This window comes from Arthrobacter sp. TmT3-37 (assembly GCF_054510835.1).
In genome coordinates this window covers 1-21,371 of sequence record NZ_JBTNDU010000005.1, presented here as the reverse complement: position 1 = coordinate 21,371, position 21,371 = coordinate 1, and the positions used below count along the sequence as shown (strand labels likewise).

At 63.5% G+C, this 21,371-nt stretch carries 11 protein-coding genes; 7 read left to right on the top strand and 4 right to left on the bottom strand.

Features of this window, described 5'->3' with window-relative positions:
* Window positions 1–15: 15 nt before the first annotated feature.
* Genes ACX80U_RS08685 through thiL form a run of 3 tightly spaced genes read right to left on the bottom strand, consistent with a single transcriptional unit; the run spans window position 16 to window position 4,241 of the window.
* A complete protein-coding gene (locus ACX80U_RS08685) occupies window positions 16–2,250 on the bottom strand; it encodes an ATP-dependent DNA helicase RecG (protein WP_459268111.1) in 2,235 nt (744 codons plus the stop codon).
* Complete coding sequence (locus tag ACX80U_RS08680; protein WP_459268110.1) at window positions 2,240–3,184, bottom strand: DAK2 domain-containing protein; 945 nt, start codon at window positions 3,182–3,184, stop codon at window positions 2,240–2,242. The genes ACX80U_RS08685 and ACX80U_RS08680 overlap by 11 nt, the downstream gene beginning before the upstream one ends.
* Window positions 3,185–3,206: 22 nt before the next feature.
* The gene (gene thiL / locus ACX80U_RS08675; RefSeq protein WP_459268109.1) at window positions 3,207–4,241 is read right to left on the bottom strand and encodes a thiamine-phosphate kinase; all 1,035 of its coding nucleotides are present in this window, start codon (window positions 4,239–4,241) and stop codon (window positions 3,207–3,209) included.
* A gap of 159 nt (window positions 4,242–4,400) precedes the next feature.
* On the opposite strand from thiL, the gene wecB reads away from it, so the two are divergent.
* The 6 genes from wecB (at window position 4,401) to ACX80U_RS08645 (ending at window position 18,149) form a co-directional block, all read left to right on the top strand.
* Window positions 4,401–5,570 (top strand): non-hydrolyzing UDP-N-acetylglucosamine 2-epimerase, encoded by a 1,170-nt coding sequence (gene wecB / locus ACX80U_RS08670; protein WP_459268108.1) that lies wholly within the window; start codon window positions 4,401–4,403, stop codon window positions 5,568–5,570.
* Window positions 5,571–5,582: 12 nt separating this feature from the next.
* Window positions 5,583–7,415, top strand: a complete 1,833-nt coding sequence (locus ACX80U_RS08665) for a metallophosphoesterase family protein (RefSeq protein ID WP_459268107.1) — start codon at window positions 5,583–5,585, stop codon at window positions 7,413–7,415.
* Between the two features lie 172 nt (window positions 7,416–7,587).
* On the top strand, window positions 7,588–8,304 hold the full coding sequence (locus ACX80U_RS08660; RefSeq protein ID WP_459268106.1) for a phosphocholine cytidylyltransferase family protein: 717 nt from the start codon (window positions 7,588–7,590) through the stop codon (window positions 8,302–8,304).
* A 25-nt stretch (window positions 8,305–8,329) separates the two neighbouring features.
* Window positions 8,330–12,049 carry a bifunctional glycosyltransferase/CDP-glycerol:glycerophosphate glycerophosphotransferase gene (locus ACX80U_RS08655; RefSeq protein ID WP_459268105.1) on the top strand — a complete coding sequence of 1,240 codons (3,720 nt, stop codon included), beginning with the start codon at window positions 8,330–8,332 and terminating at the stop codon, window positions 12,047–12,049.
* Between the two features lie 79 nt (window positions 12,050–12,128).
* On the top strand, window positions 12,129–15,944 hold the full coding sequence (locus ACX80U_RS08650) for a CDP-glycerol glycerophosphotransferase family protein (RefSeq protein ID WP_459268104.1): 3,816 nt from the start codon (window positions 12,129–12,131) through the stop codon (window positions 15,942–15,944).
* A 426-nt stretch (window positions 15,945–16,370) separates the two neighbouring features.
* Entirely contained in the window at window positions 16,371–18,149 is a 1,779-nt protein-coding gene (locus ACX80U_RS08645) for a glycosyltransferase family 61 protein (RefSeq protein ID WP_459268103.1), read from the top strand.
* Window positions 18,150–18,635: 486 nt separating this feature from the next.
* Here the strand turns inward: ACX80U_RS08645 and ACX80U_RS08640 are convergent, their stop codons facing one another.
* Window positions 18,636–19,550: a GT-D fold domain-containing glycosyltransferase gene (locus tag ACX80U_RS08640; protein ID WP_459268102.1), complete on the bottom strand. Its 915-nt coding sequence runs from the start codon at window positions 19,548–19,550 to the stop codon at window positions 18,636–18,638.
* A 1,209-nt stretch (window positions 19,551–20,759) separates the two neighbouring features.
* Here ACX80U_RS08640 and ACX80U_RS08635 point away from each other — a divergent pair.
* A partial coding sequence (locus ACX80U_RS08635; RefSeq protein ID WP_459268101.1) for a fibronectin type III domain-containing protein occupies window positions 20,760–21,371 on the top strand: 612 nt, incomplete at its 3' end.

The window sequence follows — 21,371 nt, the reverse complement described above, 5'->3', positions numbered from 1 at the left end:
GCGGAGAAGAAATCCTCAGCCCTTCTCGAGGAATGCTTCCTTCTCGGGGTTCAGGTAGAGGTCGATCGCGAGGGCGAGACCCGGGTAGTCGCGCAGGTCCGGGTCCCCCGCCACGATCTCCTGGGCATCCGCGCGCGCCTTCTCGATGACCTTCCCGTGCTGCGTGATCTTGAGGAACCGCAGGGCCGACCGGCCACCGGACTGCGAAGCGCCGAGGATGTCGCCCTCCCGCCGGAGTTCGAGGTCCTTCTGGGAGAGCTCGAAGCCGTCGGTCGTGGAGGCGACGGCGGCGAGGCGCTCACGGCTCGGGTGGTCGGGCTCGAGCTTGGTCACGAGGAGGCACGTGCCCGCGTGCCCGCCGCGACCGATGCGCCCGCGCAACTGGTGGAGCTGGGAGATGCCGAAGCGGTCTGCGTCCATGATGACCATGAGCGTGGCGTTCGGGACGTCGACGCCGACCTCGATCACCGTCGTGGCGATCAGCAGCTGCACGGCGCCGTCGGCGAAGCGCGCCATGACCTCCGACTTCTCCTGCGGGTCCATGCGCCCGTGGAGCATCCCGCTGGAGACGCCCTGGAGCTGCGGGACCCCGGCCAGCGACCCGAAGAGCCCGACGACGCTCGTGAGTTCCTGCGGGCCTCCGGACTTCCGCTCGGCGCCGGGCTCCGCGTAGAGCGCCTCCGCGGCATCCTCCTCCGCCTTCCCGTCGTCGCCGATCTTCGGGCACACCACATACACCTGCCGGCCCGCGTCGATCTCCTCGCGCGCCCGAGACCAGACGCGGTCGATCCAGGCCGGGTGCTCGGTGAGGCCGACCTCGTGGGTGGAGATCGGCGAGCGGCCCGCGGGCAGCTCCGACAGCGTGGAGGTCTCGAGATCCCCGAACACGGTCATGGCGACCGTCCGCGGGATGGGCGTCGCCGTCATGACCAGCACATGCGGGGAGGTGCGGGCCTTGGTGCGCAGCACATCCCGCTGCTCCACCCCGAACCGGTGCTGCTCGTCCACGACGATCAGGCCGAGGTCGAAGAACTCCACGTTGTCGGACAGGAGGGCGTGCGTCCCGATGACGATGCCGGCGTCTCCGGACGCGGCGTCGAGGAGGGATCTCTTCCGCTGCGCCGTGGACATCGATCCGGTGAGCAGGACCACGCGTGTGCCGTCCGCGGCACCGCCGAGCATCCCGCCCTCGGCGAGCGGGCCGAGGGTCCGGGTGATGGACTGGAGGTGCTGGGCGGCGAGGACCTCGGTGGGTGCGAGAAGTGCCGCCTGTCCGCCGGCATCGATGACCTGCAGCATGGCGCGCAGTGCCACCAGGGTCTTGCCCGAGCCGACCTCCCCCTGCAGCAGCCGGTTCATGGGGTGGTCGCGGGCGAGGTCCTCGGCGAGTGTCCGTCCGACGTCGAGCTGCCCCTGCGTGAGGGTGAAGGGCAGGCGCGCGTCGAACTGGTCCAGCAGGCCCCCCGCGTGCGGCGGCCGTGCGGTGGCCTCCTCACGGGCCGCCAGTGCCCGACGGCGCGCCAGTGCCGCCTGGAGGACGAAGGCCTCCTGGTACCGGAAGCGGTGCTGGGCGCGGTAGGCGTCCTCCACCTGGGGCGGCCGGTGCACGAGCTCGTAGGCCGTGGCGAGGCTCATGAGCTTGTCGCGGCGCGCGATCGAGGCGGGCACCGGATCGTCGAGGTCCGAGAGCTGCAGGGTGTCGAGGATGGTGCCGACCGCGACGGCGATCTGGTCGCTGGCGAGTTTCTCCACCGCCGGATAGACGGGGATGGGCCGGTTGAGGTACTCGGGGTCGTCGTCGCCCTCGTCGAGGAGGACGTAGCGCGGATTGGTGAGCGACAGCCTCCCCCGGTACACCGTCACCTTGCCGGAGAACGTGGCGCGGACGCCGGGGCGCAGTTCGCGCTCCGCGGCATAACCGTTGAAGAACGTCAGGTTCATGCCGCCGATGCCGCCGTCGGCGTCGTCGGTGATGATGACCTCCAGCAGCATCCCCTTGCGCGTGTGCATCCTGCGCGAGTTCGCCGACTGCACGCGGGCGATCAGGGTCACCTCCTCGTCCACCGGGACATCCGCGATGGGCGTCAGCTCGCCCCGCTTGAGGTAGGTGCGCGGGAAATGGTTGAGCAGTTCGCCGACGGTGGAGATGGAAAAGTGCTTGGCCAGCTGCTTCGCGACCGGCCCGAGGTGACGGTCGAGCGGCGCGTCGAGCTCGGAGGCGGCCACCGACCGCACCGTGTCAGGAGTCACCGGCCTCGGCTCCTACGGGGGGCGAGGCGAGCTGGGTCACCGTGATGTTCACGGGGTTCCCGGCCTGGTGGATGAGCGCGAGGGCGGGGGCGGCGTCGGGCACGTGGACGTGGACGCGCCAGCGGTAGCCCTCCTCCACCGCGGTGACGGCGCTCATGATCACGGAGTCGCCCAGCTCGTCGAGGTGGAGGCGCAGAGTGGCCGCGTCGAGGGGACTGAGGTTGATCGTGCACATGACCTCGACGCCGTCGGCGTCCCCACCGTTGTGGATGTGCGGGGACTGGATGTCGTAGCCGTGGAGGCCGTCGAGCAATTCGTCCTGCAGCTCCTCGCCGAGGGCGGAGGCACGGAGCGCGTCGAGGATGAGCAGGAAGCCCACACCCCCGGCGTCGACCACCTTCGCGTCGGTGAGCGGGCCCAGCTGGCTCTCGGTGCGTACGACCGCCCGGAGTGCGTGCTGCACGGAGGCCCTCAGCGTGAGGGCGAGGGCATGGTTGCTGTCGTCGGCGGTGAGGCCTGCGGCGGTCTCGGCCGATCCCCGCGCGCTCGCTTCGAGGACCGAGAGCATGGTGCCGGGGACGGGATCGCTCAACGCGGACCAGCTGCGGATCTGCGCACGGTGCAGGGAGGCCGCGAGGAGGGTGCAGGTCAGGCGGGTCGTTCCGTGGAGGGGCTCGGCGAAGGCGGTGAGGAAGACGGCGAACAGGGTCCCCGAATTGCCGAGGGCCTCCTCCATCGCTGCCCGGCCCGCGATGGTGAGCAGTTCCCCGAGGTCGGAGGTCTCGGCGTCGTGTGCTGCGCGGGCTGCGGAGCGGACCGTCAGGTACAGGTTGGTCCCCGTATCGCCATCCGCCACGGGGAAGATGTTGATGGCGTTGAGCCGGTCGCTGTGGTTGCCGAGCGACTCTTCGGCCCTGCCCAACCATCGCTTCATCGCAACAGCGTTAGCGGTGACCTTAGTGTGCAAAGTGATCCCATCCCCGGAGAGCTGTCGGCCGTGACGCCAGTGTCACCAGCGGCTTGCCCGACACCATCGAGCCTACCGCAGTGAACCCGGGGGGCAGCAGGGCATTCCGCGGGAAGGCGGCGAGGAGCCCGTGGTCCTCGCCGCCGCCGAGCACCCAGTCCATCGGGTCCTCCCCCAGCTGCTCCGCTGCCGGTGCCAGCCGAGCTGCGTACTCCCGCAGTACCTCCGGGTCGAGGTCGAGCCCGGCGCCGCTCGCCGTCGCGATCCGCCCGGCGTCGCGAACGAGCCCGTCGGAGATGTCGAGCATCGCGCGCGCCCCGGCGGCCGCGGCTGCCGGTCCGGCGGCGAGCGGCGGGCAGGGCCGCAGTTGCGCGGCGACGAGCTCCTCGCCCAGCGGACCGAACTCCCCGACCGGCCGGCCGTCCTCGAGGATGGCGAGGCCCGCCGCGGCGCGGCCGAGTGTCCCCGCGACGGCGACGACATCCCCCTCCTGCGCTCCCGAGCGGAGCACGGGAGGCCTGCCTCCCAGTGTCCCGGTGACGGCCGCCGTGATGACGAGCTGCGCTCCGGCGCCGAGGTCACCGCCGACGACGGCGCAACCGGCGGCACCGAGATCGCGGATGGCGGCGGCGAGACCCCGGGCGCAGTCCTCGACCCAGTCCACAGGTGTCTGCGGCGGGAGGGTCAGGCTCACCACCAGGGAGGTCGCCGAGCCGCCCATGGCGTTGATGTCGCTCAGGTTCTGGGCCGCGGATTTCCAGCCGACGTCGTACCCGGTGGTGTGGAAGCCGTTGGGCCGGAGCAGCCGGAAGTCGTGGTCCTCGACGAGGGTGTCCATGCTGATCACGGTCCTGCCGTCGGGGGACGCCACGATGGCGGCGTCGTCGCCGGGGCCGAGCAGGGCACCGCCGCCCTGGTCCAGCAGTGGCAGGATCTTCGAGAGGAGGACGCTTTCCGTCACGTCACCGACGAGCATCCCCGCGGTCTGTGCATGCGGGTGGGGCATCGGGTCCGAGTTGGCCATGCGTCCACGGTACGTGCCGACACCGACACGGAGGACGCGGCGTCCTGGTAGCCCCGAAGTGGCCGACGTCGATCTTCGGGCGGCCGTGCCGTCCTGCCCTACCGCCTATACTCGGGATTTGCCCTATTCGCCGCGTCGGGGGATGCCTTGAAAACTGTCATGCTCGTCTTCGGTACCCGTCCGGAAGCCATCAAGATCGCACCGGTCATCACCGCGCTCAGGAGGTCCAGGACCCTGGACGTCCGTGTGACCGTCACGGGCCAGCACCGCGCGATGCTCGACCAGGTCAACGAACTCTTCGGCATCACGCCCGATCACGACCTCGACATCCTGGAGCACGGACAGGAACTGCACTCCATCATGACGAGGACGATCGACGGCCTGAGTCCCCTGCTTCTTCAGGACCCGCCCGCAGCGGTACTCGTCCAGGGCGACACGACCACGTCCACCGCCGCGGCGATCGCGGCGTTCTACCGGCAGATCCCTGTGGTGCACCTCGAAGCGGGACTCCGGTCGGGGAACCTGCGGTCCCCCTTCCCGGAGGAGGCGAACCGCAAGATCACCTCGCAGATCGCCGCACTCCACCTCGCCCCCACCAGCATCAGCCGGAAGAACCTCCTCGCGGAGAACGTCCCGGCGGGGGACATCGTCATCACCGGGAACACAGTCATCGACGCGCTGCTCCAGGTGGTCCGACAGCACCACCCGTTCTCGGATCCCCGGCTCGAGGCGCTGGCCGGGACGGGCCGTCGGATCCTGCTCGTCACGACGCACCGGAGGGAGAACCAGGGAGCGGCCATGCGCGGCATGGCACGCGCGATCGCCCGGATCGCGGTCAACGAGCCGGACCTGATCGTGGTGCTGCCCCTCCACATGAACCCGGTGGTGCGGGAGGCGATCGTCCCTCCGCTCAGGGAGCTTCCGAACGTGGTCCTCACGGAGCCCCTCGCCTACGGCGAGTTCGCCCGCCTCCTCTCCCTGGCCGCCGTCGTGCTGACGGATTCGGGTGGAGTGCAGGAGGAAGCCCCCAGCCTCGGCAAGCCGGTCCTGGTGATGCGGGAGAACACGGAGCGGCCGGAGGCGGTCACCGCGGGTACCGTCGCGCTCGTCGGGGCGGATGAAAACCTCATCGTCGAGAGGGTGACGGCGCTCCTCCACGACGACGACCACTACTCGTCGATGGCTACGGCGGTGAACCCCTATGGAGACGGCAGGGCTGCCGAACGGGTGGTGGCCGCACTCGAGCAGCTGCTCGGCGTCGGCACGCGACTTCCGGACTTCATGCCGCGAACAGATGAGGCGACGACAGGTGTCCTCAGCGCGCAATAGATCAGCGATGCAGTGACACCACCGGAGGAGCACAGTATCGCCCCCTCCCTCGCCCCGACGCTCCTGAAGGACCCCGCCCTGTCCCCGAATAATCCGCCCCGTCCCATCGCGCGCCGCAGACTCCTGCAACTCTCGCTGGCCGCGGCTGCCGCGACGCTCACGCCCCTCAGTGGCTGCTCCGCCGAGGACCTACCGAGTACTCCGCCGCGCCGCGCGAGCACCCGCGAACGATCTGTCCGGCTGGGGGCCCGACTGTCCGAGGACCTGCCCTACCGGGTGCTCGAGAACGGTGATGGGATGAAGACCCTGCTGCGCGATGACCTCGCGTCGCGACCTGACGGAGCCGGGCCGGAACCGGTGGCCAGAGCGGCCTTCGGACACATCACGGACCCACACATCCTGGACGCGGCGAATCCGGGCCGGCTCTCCTTCCTGTGGCAGTACCTGGACTTCCCGGACGGCTACCCGACATCCGGAAGGTTCCGGCCGCAGGACGTCCTCACCCTTCACGTACTCGACGCGACCGTCAGGGCGTTCAACGCTCTCGGGCGGGGACCCGAGAGCGGACGTCCGCTCGACGGCCTGGTGATTACCGGAGACATCACGAACTCCTTTGCCATCAGCGAGTTGGATGCGGCAGTGGCGGTGCTCGACGGCGGTAGCGCGACGTCGAACCCCGGAGGTTCCTACGAGGGCATTCAGGACCACGGCCGGGCTCCACGCGCCCTTGCTGCCGACGTCTGGCACCCCGACCCCGAGCCCGACGACTCCGAGCCCGACAACTGGAAGAAGCAGTACGGCTACCCGACCGTCCCCGGGCTGCTATCCGCCGCGAGCCGGGCCATCGAGGCCCCGGGGGCGGCCTTCCCCCACTATCCGGGCTTCGGCAACCATGACGAGACCGGCCGGTTCGGCGGCTCGCGCATCTCCGGAGGGGAACGGCTCACCGACCTGGTGCGGACAGGGTCCCGTCTTCCGGTGGAACTGCCGGAGGGGATGACCGAGGACGAGTTCTGGAAAGAGGCCGACGGCACTGACGAGGATCGGGAGCGACTCGTCGCCGCGATGCCGTCACGGAGCATCGCCGCATCCAGCACGCGCAAGGTGTTCGACAAACCGAGGTTCAGGGCCGCTCTCCTGCCTTCCGGCGACACTGTCGACCAACCGGCAGCGATGGACGCCCTCTACTATGCATTCGACCTCTCGGCCGAGGTCCGCGGGATCATGCTCAACACGACGAGCCCCGACGGCGGTGGCCGCGCTGTCCTGGACCGGAAACAAGCCTCCTGGCTGACCGAGCAACTGCAGGGGGTGTCCAGCACCTACCACGATGACGAGGGGAACACCGTGACAGCGGATGTCGAGGACAAGCTCGTGGTGCTCTTCAGCCACCATCCCCTTCGGGCCTTCGAGGACGACGCATCGTCGCACGAGGACGGCGGAGAATCCATTGCACGCGACGACGTCCTCGGGATCCTCACGCGTTTCCCGAATCTCGTGCTCTGGATGAACGGTCACGAGCACCGCCACAAGGTGGAAGCCCATCGCGGCCGTTCGGCCTCAGGGGGCATATGGGAGATCACCACGGCCTCGTTGATCGATTTCCCCCAGCAGTCGCGCGTCGTCGAACTCCTGGACAACCAGGACGGCACGCTGTCGATCGTCGCCACACTCGTCGATCATTCCTCCGCCGATGATGTCCGGCATGACGCCGGCCAGACGCCGCAATCGCTGGCCGCACTCAGCCTGGAGCTCGCAGCGAACCGTCCGGGACTGGACGCCGGGTCGGTGACGGGCGGAGCCGAGGACCAGAATGTGGAGCTGCTGATAACGGCGCCGTTCTGAACTCCGAATGACAGCCGGGTCAGCCCCGGGGATCTACTATCGAGCCCCGCTCCTGTATCATCGTGGCCGGGGGTACCGCAGCATAGTGGTGCGACTGGAAAAGGTCTCGTGGTGTGGCGTCTCGTCGATCATGTTCCCTGCCCACACAGCGCAATTCTCGACAGGACACATTATGACGGTGCAGGTAGTAATCCTCGCTGCGGGTATGGGAACTCGACTCGCGCGCCCCCATCCGAAGCCGCTCACCGAACTGAGCGACGGACGGACGATCATGCAGCAGCAGGTGCAGAACCTGTCTTCCGAGTTCAAGAAGAAGCTGCGCCTCTCGATCGTCGTCGGATTCAAGCTGGAGATGATCCTCGAGCACGTCCCGAACGCATCCTTCGTCTACAACGAGGCCTTCGACCAGACGAACACCTCGAAGAGTCTCCTCAAGGCGCTGCGCAACTCGACCAAGGGCGGCGTTCTCTGGATGAACGGTGACGTCGTCTTCGCTCCCGAGATCGTCAAGTACCTGCGGCCCTTCATCGAGCAGGATCTCTCCTTCGTATCGGTGGACATGTCCTCCGTCAGCGACGAGGAAGTCAAGTACACGGTCGATGAGAACGGACACATCGAGCACCTCTCCAAGTCCGTCGAGAACGCACTGGGTGAAGCCGTCGGCATCAACTACATCTCGTCCAGGGACAAGAAGAAGCTGATCAAGCGCCTGGCGCAGGTCGGCGATCAGGACTACTTCGAGCGCGGCATCGAGCTCACCATCGCCAAGGACGGCGTGCAGTACACGCCCGTGGACATCAGCAACTTCTATGCTGTGGAGGTCGACTTCGCCGACGACCTGGAGCGGGCAAACCAGGAGCTCGACGCACGAGTCACCGTGAACGCCTGATCGACCTCTCGAAGGACAAGCACTTATGGCACGTTGGACCACCGCAGACGACGCCGTGTCCGGCATCCGCCGGCTAGCCGAACGGCAGCTGCGCACGGCGTGGCAGAAGCTGCCGGCGGAACAACGGAAGAAGCTGCGGCAGTCCATCCACCCGGCGGACGCCGCGAAAGTCAAGCGCACGGTCTCGACCCTCGCCTCGGCCGGAGCCCTGTCCGCTGTTCCGGTCCAGAAGCCGGTGATCGCCATCTCCGTGATCGTCGAGGACAGCACGCAGAACGTGGTAGCCACGCTCAAGAGCATCCTCGCGCAGAAATCTGCTCCCCTCGAAGTCGTGGTGCTCGACACGACGGGGGACGACCGAATCGCCGGTGGCGTAGCTCCGTACGTGCAGCGGGACGGCCGCATCACCTTCCGGTCGGAGGAAGGGCTGTCCACGCCGGCAGCCCGCCAACTGGCAGTCGCGAATGCGACCACCCGCTGGGTCATGTCCCTGACCGCGGGGGACATCCTGGCCGCCGGTGCCGTCGCCGCCGCGATCAGGTCCCTGAAGGCCTCCGGGGCTGAGCTTGCCGTCGGCACGGTCGGAGTGCGGAAGGGCCAGAAGTTCGTGACGCCGGTGGACCAGAGTGCGCTGCACGGGACCGAGAACCTCACGACAACCCTGAAGCACTCACCGGACCTGGCCGGTGATGCGTACCTGAGCAACAAGGTCTTCTCGAGGTCCTTCTGGCTCGAGGAGCTGGCAGGCGTCGATACCGATGGCGCACTCTGGCAGGCCGAGGTGGTCCGCACCGCGTATCTGCGGGCGGCGACCATCGATCTCCTGCCTGGCAGGATCAGCGACGTCGTCGGCGACGCTGGAAGCGATTCCCTCACCCGGGAACAGCTGTGCAGCACCGAGATCCTGGCCGAATACCTGCAGCGGATGACTCGGGTGATGGCCGAAGCTGCCGGCTGGTCCTCGCCGGACCTGACGGATCGCTGGCTCACACGCCTCCTCGGCTCGGACCTCTTCCCCTTCTACGAGGTCGTCCCACGCACGGACGACTCCTACTGGTCAGTCCTCGTCCATGGGACGCAGGAGCTGGCGGCTCTCGGGTCCATCGCCTGGGACGATGTGCGACTCCACAACCGCCTCATCCTCGCGGCCGTGCTCGATGACAATCGAGCCGACGTCATCACCATCTGCGGCTCACGCAGCGACCTGGGGTCCTCCTTCGCCACGGCGTTCCGGCAGGGGGCGCTCCTCGCGCAACCGCCCTACCTCGCCGAATTGACCCGGCGACCGTCGGAGGAGCTGCTCACCTGCCAGGACGTCGACCTGCGGGTCACGAGCAAGATCACCGGGCTGGACTGGAACGACGACGGGAGCCTCAGGGTCACCGGCCACGCCTACATCCCATCGATCGATCCCGTGGCAGGCGCCCTGGCGATCGAGGCCGCCGTCATCGATCCCGACGGTGTCGAAATCCAGACGCTCGGCGTCGAGAGATACCGCGAGCCCGGCATCGACTGGGATGCCAACGACAACTGGACGAGCTACGCGGACAGCGGTTTCACGGCAACCATCGACCCCGCGACACTTCTTGCCGCCGACTCGACAACCTCGTCCTGGTCGCTGAAGCTGCGGTTGAAGGCATACGACCGTGTGCTGGAGTCGGCCGTCACCCGCCGGGAGACAGCGGGTGCTGCCGGCACGGTGCCCATCGCGCCCATGGTCGGAGAACGCCGCGTCGCTCTGGAGTTCAAGCCGAGAACCGGTCTCACCCTCGTCCGGGTCGCGCCCATGTATTCGGCAACGGCCGTCCAGCTCGAAGGGCGCACCCTCACGATCACGGTGGAGGCACACTCCGCGCCGCTGGCGTCGAAGATCACGGTCGAGTGCGCGAAGCTCGCCATCCGCAAGACCGCCGTCTGCGTGGACGTCCGCGGGAACGTCGCCGACTACCGCCTGGTCGTCCCGCGCCTTTCTGCCGATGCCTCTCCCCGCACCGAACACCAGTGGGACCTGCGACTGGACAGCGGATTCAAGACGCCCCAGCCGATCGCGTGGCGTCCGGGCAGTGCCGCTTTCGAGCATGACCTCGACCGGTCACGGCGACTGCGGCTGAGGCTCACCGGTTATGGCTTCCTCGCTCTCGAGGAACGGCGTTACCGGGTCGAAGCAGACGACCTGACCGTCTCCGCTGACGGGCGGTACCTGACGGTTCTGGGAACGGCCGATTTCACGAGCATCCACGCCCCGCGCCTCGTGCTCTCCAGCGGCAAATCGGTGATCGAAGCGGATCAGGTGTCCCTCAACGTCACGCGTAACCAGGGAAGCAACCGATTCACCGTACGGTTCCCCCTCGTCTCCACCCCCTGGGACGGCCAGGAACTGATGCCCGAGGCGGGCGCGTACAGCGTGCGGTACATCCCGCAGAAGACCGAGGACAACGCGGGATACTGGATTCCGGCCGCCCCCTCGCTGCAGGCGTCATTGCCCTCCCGGGAGCTCCGCGACACGCTCGAGGTCGGTCTCAGCAGGACCGCCGCGGCTGGAGCGCTCACCGTACACTTCCGCCCGCCGCTGGCACCCGAGGAGCTGGGCAGGTTCAACCAGCAGTCGCTCCGCAACGATATCGCGCAGGCGGACCTCCCCCTGCGCGATGCCATCCTCTTCATGTGCTTCGGTGGTCGCCGGGCAACCGACAGCACGCGCCGGATCCTGGAGGAGTTCCAGCGACGCGGGGTCGTTGCTGACATGTACTGGTCCATCGCGGACTTCTCGGTGCCGGTGCCCGACGGGGCACATCCCGTCCTGATCGGTTCGCGGCTCTGGTACCAGCTGCTGTCGGAGGCGAAGCTGCTCGTCAACAACAACAATTTCCCCTTCTACTTCCGCAAGCGCGAGGGCCAGACCTACATCCAGACCTGGCACGGGACGCCGCTGAAGAAGCTGGGCAACGATGTTGCGCGGACCAACTTCTCGCTCTCCTACTGGAACCTCATGCACCGGGAGGCTACCTATTGGGACGCCCTGCTGGCCCAGAACCCGTACGCAGCGGACGTCCTGTCCACCTGCTTCGGATTCGACGGGCAGGTCATCGCCGAGGGCTATCCCCGGAACGACTCCCTGAAGGCTCCCGACGCCGACGCCAGGCGCACGGCGGTCCGCGACCTTCTCGGCATCGCCGAGGGCCGCAAGGCGATTCTCTACGCTCCGACCTGGCGCGATGACGCCAAGAACACGTCGAAGCAGTACGAGATGGTGACCTACCTGGACTTCGAGGCCGCCCACGAACAACTGGGCGACGACTACGTCATCCTGCTGCGCGGGCACCACAACATCGCCAGCCAGCGGCAGACCGCCGGCAACCGCTTCGTCATCGACGTGACGGAATATCCCGAGGTCAACGACCTCTATCTCGCCGCCGACGTCCTGATCAACGACTACTCGTCGGTGATGTTCGACTTCTGTGTGACGGGAAAGCCGATCATCTTCCTGACCCCCGACATCGCGCAGTACCGCGATTCCACACGGGGCTTCTACTTCGACCTCGAGGAACAGGCTCCCGGTCCGCTGCTCATGACGACGCCGGATGTCGTCAATGCCATCAAGGCCCTGCCGTCCATCCGGATGCGCTACGCAGACCGGTACCGAGCCTTCGTGGAGACGTACGCGCCGATGTGCGACGGTTCGGCGACGCAGCGCGTGGTCGATTCGCTTCCGCTGGGCTCCGTGATTCCGGTGAACGCTATCTGACGACCGGGCATGCCCGTCCACCGCCTTGCCATGAGCCTCGATCCAGCCCGCAGGCTTCTCATTCCTCAACAGGAGACCCATGTCCATCGGGATACCCTCCCCGCACGCCCCACGCGAGTCCGATATGTCCGAGGACCGGATTCCCGACGCCCATGCTCCAGCTGTAGCTCCCGGCGCCGACGCTCCAGGTACCGCGGAGGAGCAGTTCCTCCTCGGCCACGCCCGATTCCACGAAGGCGACCTCGAAGCTGCTGCACACCACGTGACCGTGGCACTGGATGCCAACCCGCTCGTTGCGCGTTGGCACTATCGGCTCGGCTACATCAGGGAGAAGCAGGGCCTTCTCACGGTTGCACGAGAGCATTACACCGAAGCGCTGCGGCTGCAACCGGGACACGAACGCTGGGAACATCGCCGGCAATCCATCGAAGCAGCGCTGGAACGGCAGCGTGCTGCAGAGAAGGCCGAGACGGCCGAGTTACGAGCTGTCTTCGCCGAGCGACGTCGCGTGCTGCGCGAGCGGAAAGCACCGAAGTGGCAGGAGATCGACGTGCTTTCCGCCGGAAAGCGCTACTACCGCGACGATCCCGAATGGCTGACGGCACTCGCCGACGCGCTGTTCTTCATGAACCGTCATTCAGCGGCTGCTGACAACTTCGCCGCGGCCGCTCGGCTGGTACCTGACAACGCGCACCTTCACTTCCAGGCCGGCTGGGCGCACCACCTCGCGGGTTCGGAACACCTCGTTCAGAGGCATTACCAGCAAGCAATTGCCGCCGACACCGAGCTTCAGTCGTCACGATTCGGAATCGGGGCGTTCTTCCAGAAGAAGGGCCAATGGCGGCTGGCCGCTACACACTACGAGGCAGTCTTCCGCCATAATCCGGGTGACGCCGAGGTCGCCTATCGATGGGGTTTCGCGCTGCAGCGTTGTTACGACTGGCAGGGTGGGGCGGACGTCATCAAAATGGCCGTTTCTCTGGATCCGATGCAAGCCCAGTGGCACTACCGACTCGGCTTCTCGCTCGAGCGCAGTGGTCAATGGGAAGATGCCGCCGATGCATACTCCTATGCTCTGGCCCTCACGAATACGCCCAACGAATACTGGTCATACCGCTTGGGCAGTGTGCTGACCAGCGCTCATCGCCATGAGGAAGCGTGTGCGGCCTTCATGGGGCAGAAGGACACCGACTCGACGCCGATAGCGCAACAGGAGTCGCCGGCCGTGCCCAGCGAATACCTCAGCGGTGTTCTCGCCGGCGGGCTAGCCGCAGCGCAGTCCGCACAGACATCGGAGCAGTGCTCGCGTCTGGCCGTATTCGCGGAGGACAACGGCGCCCTGGACATAGCAGCGGTGGCTTACGAGGCGGCGGTGAGACGATCGGAAAGACACCAGCCCCGCCTGTATTTCTCCCTCGGCTCACTCCTTTACCGTCTCGGCCGCTTCGAGGACGCGACCGCAGCCTTCCAGGAGACACGCCTCCTCAAGCGACCCCACGGCGTCAACACCGCGACATACCTCAAGAACCCCGCGCAACGACAAGCAATGATCTACGTCGAGTACATGGAGACGCTACCCGTCCTCGAGGACGTCATCCTCTACGAGAGCAGTCAGGGCAGCTCGATCGGCTGCAATCCGCTCAATATCTTCCGAAACCTGCTCCAGGACGACCGTTTCGCAACTATGACCCACGTCTGGGTGGTGAACGATCGCACAAGGGTCCCCGACGAGCTTCGTGGTCTTCCGAACGTCATCTTCGCGGCCCGGGACAGCGACCTCTACCTGCGCTACCTGGCGTCGGCTGCACGACTGATCAACAACAACACATTCCCTCCTTACTTCTGCCGTCGCCCCGAGCAGCAGTACCTGAACACCTGGCATGGAACGCCCATGAAGTCGCTCGGACGCGATATCAAGGACGGTTTCATGGATTACCGGAATGCCACCCGGAACTTCCTGCATGCGACGCATCTCCTGGCGCCCAACGAATTCACCGCCACGATGCTGCTCGACAAGTACGAAGTCGCCGGGCTTTTCGATGGTCAGGTCGCTGTGACGGGGTACCCGAGGGTCGACGCCACGGTCGACTTACCGGAGGCCGCCCGAGCGACACTACGCGCCCGGCTGGGACTGGATCCCTCGCAGAAGGTCATCCTGTACGCGCCCACTTGGCGCGGTTCGCTCGCGGACAGGAAACTCGACAATGACCGGCTGATGAGCGACATACGCGCCATGTCATCAACCGATGCACGTCTGTTGTTCCGAGGCCATCCTGTCACCGAGGCCCTCCTCGACGAAGCCGGCGTTGCGGCGCACCTCGTTCCGGCGGAAGTCGACACGAACGATCTGCTGTCCGTCGTCGACGTCCTCATCACCGACTACTCGAGCGTGGCCTTCGACTTCATGGCTACGGGACGCCCAGTCATCTACTACGCCTACGATCTCGAGGAATACCGGCAGAGCCGTGGCCTGTGCCTCGACATCGCGACCCTGCCCGGCATCCTGTGCCGAGACGCTTCGGAGCTCCGCGAGGGGCTGCGCCGAGCACTTGAGCCCCAGGCGGTCGCCGCTGGCACACCTGACGAGTACGTAGGCCTGGAGTGTGGCGAGTCGTCGTCCCGCGCGGTGGAATTTTTCTTCTTCGGATCGTCGGAGTGGACGATGCCCCGGAAAAAGGACGACAGGAAGACCGTGCTCATGTATCAGGGCTCGTTCATCCCGAACGGGATAACGTCCTCGTACCTGAATCTGACCTCGCACCTCGATCCCACGGAGACCCAGGTCTATGTGGCCATCGAGCCGTCCTCCGTCTCCTCGGACGAACGGCGGATCGAGAAGTTCGGACAGAACCCAGATCATGTCCGTGTGCTTCCCCGTGTGGGAGGGCAGCTCATCAGCGCCGAGGAACGCTGGATCGTCGACAAGTTCAACGCCCAGGGTGACCTCCAGAGCGACGAACAGTGGGACATCTACCACGCTGCCTTCGCCCGCGAATTCAGGCGCATGTTCGGTACGGCGCACTTCGATGCACTCGTCTGCTTCGAAGGGTACGCACGCTTCTGGGCCGCACTCTTCGCGGCGGCGCCGTCAGAGTCCACAAAGAAGTCGATCTTCCTGCACAATGACATGCACAGCGAATGGCTGCACCGCTTCCGGTACCTGGAATCGATGTTCCGTCTGTACCCTCGCTACGATGCGTTGATCTCGGTCACGGAGAGCGTCGCGGAGGAGAACAAGCAGCAGTTGTCGGATCGGTTCAGTCTGGATCCCAGAAAATTCCACTACAGCAACAACCTCGTGAACGCGGATGCAACGGTCGCACTGGCACAGGAACCGGTGCCTTCCGACATCGAGGAGTGGATCGGCGACTGCCCGACGGTCTTCGTGACAGCTGGGCGCCTCTCACCCGAGAAGGACCACGCCAAACTACTGCAGAGCTTCGCCCTTCTCACTGAGCATCATTCGGAGGCGAAACTCATCGTTCTCGGCGACGGGCCGCTGAGGAATCGCCTGGAGAGGCAGATAGAACAGCTCGGACTGACGTCGAAGGTGCTTCTTGCAGGGCTACGGCTCAATCCCTTCCCAGTGATAAAGCGGGGTGACTGTTTTGTCTTCTCGTCGAACTACGAGGGCCAGGGACTGGCTGTACTGGAAGCTCTCATCCTGGGTAAGCCCGTGATCTCGACGAACGTCGTAGGCCCCCGCAGCATCTTGCAGGACGGCTACGGGCTCCTTGTCGACAATTCCGTCGATGGTCTCACGAACGGTATGGCTAATTTCATCTCCGACTGGCCCCCTCAACGGGCATTCGACTACTCCTCCTACGAAGCCGAGGCGCTCTCGACCTTCTCCAACATCGTGCTCAGATTGTCCGACGACGAGGTGCTGGACTAGGGCTAGATCGGCGCCGATCGCTGCGTCGGGCGCAAAAGCAGAAATCGCATGGCTCGCGTCCTTTTGAGTAAGACAGCTTGTAAGGCCGAAATCATTCGCGACAAATTGTCGAACGGACCGTTGCTGGGAATTGGTCGGGGCGACAAAACAAATCGATAGTCGTTCAAACAGATGAAAGACTGCTTCCCGGCGCTCCAACCTACAGACGTCGCATGCCGGTACGCGTGGCCCTAACCTCACCGCAAGTTAGAGGTCATGGTCATTCGACCACGAAGAAGCAACTACATAAATTCCTGTAGCGGGCAATATGTAGCGGCTGACCTCAAGATTATAAGAAAATCAGAAGATGTATCTAAGGGACAAAATATTGCTGAATGGTTATGATTGCGACTTTCGGACATGGAGTTCGACGCTCACTGAGGGAGGATGGCAAGCGAAGTGAAACCGTCGTCGCTGGACCGAATCGGACTAAAAAATAGCATCGATCAGGCCTCCAACAAACATGATTACCTGTCGATCTACGAAGACCAACTTAGTCGCCTCAAGGTCGATCTTAAACATCTAGTCCTGGTCAGCGGCCGAGATCCTGTTGCCACCGGCAATACATTCGCAGAGTTCCTACCAGATGTTGCAATCAGCATCCTATGGGTGCGTCCGCAGATTAATTACGACCGCGAGCAGCTAAAGCCAAACGTCAGCATATTCGCTTGCTCCAGTACCGCCCTAACTCACGAGGTGATGAGCCGACTCCCCCGGCCTCAAGTCATTATAGAAGATGGAACCAATAAAAAAAGCCATAAGTTATCGCACTTTCGCGAACTGTTCTACTATTTGCCGCACGCCGGTAAGTACATTATCGAGGACCTTCACGCCAAGAACATTGAAGAACTTGCGGATATTCCCGGTGAAGACGTTTCTGAGTTCATCTTCCGCCTCCTCGATGAAAAAAGACGAGGTCAGAAACCGTCGAGCCTGTCTCGGGACGAGAATGCTCTTTCGAGATCTATATCAAGCTACCAACATTTTGGCAAAATAGGCCTAGTAGAGAAGTCGGGGCATCACCTCTTCAAGTTACGTGATTACGAAGCTACCGAAATTCTTGAGAAGCATTATGGGCAGAATTGGGGCCAGGAGTTATACCGCACGAAGGGTTTTAAGTACGCCTCACGTGCAACGGTAACGACGAACCGGCCCGATCTAGCACATCGGTTCAAAGACACTTTGGAAATCCCAGACCTCATTGTTCGCGAATACAAAGATGTCGTGTGCGCCCCGAGACAAGTATGCCGTACCGAACTGTTCGCTCTCCCTGACTCCTTCAGACACTCGCGCGCCCATCGACTGTCGAACGAAGGATTGCCGGAAGCGAATTTACGGTTCACCGAAATACCGTCTAGTCTTCACCGGAAGAAATTAGAGGGAACCTACTATTATCTGGACACAGAATACCCTGCTCATTTCGGCCACATATCCACCGAGGTACTTGCTCGTCTTTGGGGCTGGGCTCAGGCAAAAGCAACTAATCCGGGGTTACGCGCTCTTCTGAGCCTAAAGCGAAACCAGGAGTCAATGCCGAGTTTTCAGCGGGATCTGTTTGAAGCGTTTGGCATTTCGATGTCGGAAGTAACCTACTTGGAAAGCGACACCGAAGCTGTCGTCGAGACATTGATCGGGGTGACCCCGCAGTTCAGCAACCCGCATTGGGCAAGCCCGGAGATCACGAAAACCTGGGTGAAAATAGCTGATCAGATCGCCGTCAAGTCGCCTATTCACGCGCGACGAATCTTCATATCTCGACCTCAGCTGCCTTCCAGGTCTTGCAACAACACAGCAGAAGTGGAAGGCTTCTTCGTCAGCCATGGCTTCGAGATAGTTTTTCCCGAGCAGTATGCGATATCTGAACAGATTGGAATCTTTCGAGACGCTGATGTCGTTGCCGGATTCGCCGGTAGCGGACTTTTCAACATGATGTACGCAACACAGCCCAAACTAAAGATAATCCTTGCTGGTGAGAACTACATCGCCATGAACGAGCACCTTATATCGTCCATCTTGGGTGATCGCGTTCACTATGTCTGGGGTAAATCGGACCTGCAATACCCGAGTGGTCGCTGGACGGCGGAAGCTTTCAGGTCAAATTTCACAATCGATTTGTCGGCGGAGAGTAGTGGCATCGAGAGCGCGCTGCTCGAGAGTCAGCGTTGATTGTCGCCTGTGATGGCGAACACGGCGAAAACCATCCTCAATAACGTCAGATTCGACGAGTTTGCCGCGGTTTCCTGCGCCACTTTCAGATACTTGAGTTGCAAGAGTAGTTGGAATGACGTTACTCACAAGACTAGAAAATGAGCGGGACGAGCGTGTAAACAATGTTATTGCGACAAGTCCGTAAGAGGTCTAAAACTCACCCCGCGAGTTTCAGGTGACACGCTAGTCGTCGCGCCACGTGCAAGAATCGGGCGGCTCAATGAGGAATCGACGATGATAATGAGTACTTTGAGATGGGCAACGAAGGTATGGCGGCGTTCTCGAATTTCATTCGCATAAGGCAGGACTCGCGAGTCACTGTCAGAATGGACCCTTCAACGGATGGTGTCTGCGTTATTCCACCGGTGGACGGAATGAGTTTGGTTACCGCAATGACGAGATGATGGCTATGGAGCATGAAATCATCGCGCACATTGTTTTCGTCTAGCGGTGCATCGGTGTTTGCTCTGGGGGGACTCCGCCACGGAGCACGTTGTGATAGCTACTGCTTAGGTGGCCGATGTCGAGTGCCTGGCGTCCAACTTGAGCAAGTCGGTGAGCTAGCACTGAGCCAGTCGGCCCCAAGGAAATGAGGACGACTTCGTCGTCGCGATGCATAAGTTCATTGAAGAGACGCTCGATATCGACGAATGCGTCACGGGACTTCGAGTGTATAAATTGGCTCGAGGCAAGACCGTCGAACAATGCGGGCTCCATTTCGAAACGTGATCCCTGCCCAGTCACTATCACGGCATGCTTGCCTTCCCAGAGGCTACGCCAATCATCTACAGCATCCTGCCCAAAAACCTGAAACATGACGGGGCGGGTTACGTGAGTAACGCCCAACCTGGAGTTCCGATCGACAAGTGGCTCAATCTGATCCCAGACTTCGTGATGCACTGTCGTCCAATGAACGTCGGAGAATATTATAGGAAACCCGACAAGCAATGTCGGCGCATTTTCCGCCTGGATAGCTGAACGGAGTGCCAGGCGGAGCGGATGGGAACTTTTCTGGAAAGACAGATTGAATTCGGGGCGGGTCATCAGCCGAAACTCTCCGTCGCCGAAGCGGGTCAAACTGAGGCTCTCCCGCTTGATCGCCTGCAGGGTTTCCAAGAACCCGAGTTGGCGAGGAAGAATTGATTCTCGCATTCGGGTGAGAAGGGGTGCCGCGACGGCTTTCCTCATGGATTCTTGAATCTGGCGAGATAGGATTGCTTCGACTTGAAGCTTAGCAGTCACCTCATTCTGCTTCTTAGCTTCTGCCAAGAGATGTTCGATCAGCTTGTTTTGAGTTGCAAGATGATTCCGAATCTCCGTCAAAGGAGCGAGGATGGCTTCGAGATTGGGATCTGACACGCTTTTTCCTTCGAGCCAAGTAGGCATAGGTTTATCGTGGACGGGCGGCTCACTCTACACTGCGGGTGCTGTAGAGGCCCGTCTGACAAGAGCCATGGGGCCAAGCGCGTCTTCCAAGGCTCCGGTAGAGCGTCACTAGTTGCGTTCTTCTATCGATGCAGCGGGAGGCCAACGTCGAGCAGCGGCGTTTTTCAGGCGGGCGGTTTCAGCCGTCAGCACGCCACCGGCGTGAATCACGCCGCTGCTCCAGTGGATGCACTTGTGCCCGTGATCGACTCGATTGGCCTACGCTCCCTTCCGCTGAGCTCGGTTTGGGGCCGGCGCACCGACGCTACCTACCTATCGTCCTTCACAACGGCTTGACGGCGCGACCCGGATCACACAGCTTTGCCTCGGCGAGCCCCGCAGGTCGGCTCCCTCCGCCCTTTGAGTAGGTACCTGTTTCCTCAAGACAGATGTTTCAGGGAAGTTGTGAGAATGGAGTCTCCCGGCATGGTTAGTGAGGCGGCGGCAGTTCGGTGGAGAGCCGGTACCCGAAGTGATGATTAGATTCCTGCCTGCTCAGGCAGCCGGTACATGCTCGCGAGCCGCAGACCGCCGCTGCCAGTCCGTGCCATGGTTATGGGCGGTATCGGCTCACGTAATCGAGCAACGCCGGCGCGTGGGTCGCATGAGCTTCAGCTTGTCATTGTTGCTAAGCCTCAAGCTCCCATGATCACGTAGCCGTCTTACGTCGACAGGTCACTTGCCACCTCGCTGCGCTGGTGTCGCTTGAAGTCGCGCGCAGTATTCCGACAACTTTGCCGCAGTTCAGGGCTTGTGTCGGATGGGAAGTGGAATGATCTCGTCATGCCCGCTGGGGGCACTACCGTTCTTCGAGGTCTCATCATGCTCATACCCCCAAGTGCACTGCCACGGCCCGTAACTGCATCCCTCCTCGAGGAGAGGACCAGGCACGGCGCCTGTGCTCAGACTCATCTGCCACTACTACTCCACGGCGTCTTGTCTCCGGCGCCAGTCCAAGAGCTTTCCGCCAACATCCTGTAGAGGCTGACGCCGCCGTCGTATCGGCTGACGAGGTCGCCCATGAAATGGGCGATTCCTCCTCTGCGCTGCCCGAACGACCGACGCCGCCTCCTCGCGCTCCAGCCCCGAAGTCCCTTGAATGCATCATCCCGCGCCTCCGAAATACCTAGCCCACGAGGAATCATGAATAGCTCCCTCTCAGTCAGTTCTTTCGTCGCAAAGGCGACCAGCGTCGTAGCCGCGTTGCTGATCCTTCTGCTCGTTCTGGGAGTGCAAAGTGGCGCGGCCGCGCCGCTGCCGGCCACGACTGTCAGCCAGACGACCGCCACCGCACCCACAGGACTCGTTTCCCCTTCGCAGGAACTCACCAGCGTGAAGCTCACCTGGGACGCGTGGAACAACGCACCGCGCTACCGCATCCAGTTCTCCACCAAGCCCGACATGTCCGGCGCCACCTACTACCGCTACACCACCACCACCGCCGACATCCGCGGCCTGACCCCGAACACCACCTACTACTTCCGGGTCTCCGCCATCTCCGCCGACGGCACCACCAGCCTCAGCCCCTACTCCAGCGCCATCACCGCCAAAACCACCGCGGCTGCCCCCACGGCGACGCCGGCACCGACGGGCCTGAAGTTCACCGAGCAGAGCGAGTTCGGCATCAAGCTCGCCTGGAACGCCTGGAACAACGCACCGCGCTACCGCATCCAGTTCTCCACCAAGCCCGACATGTCCGGCGCCACCTACTACCGCTACACCACCACCACCGCCGACATCCGCGGCCTGACCCCG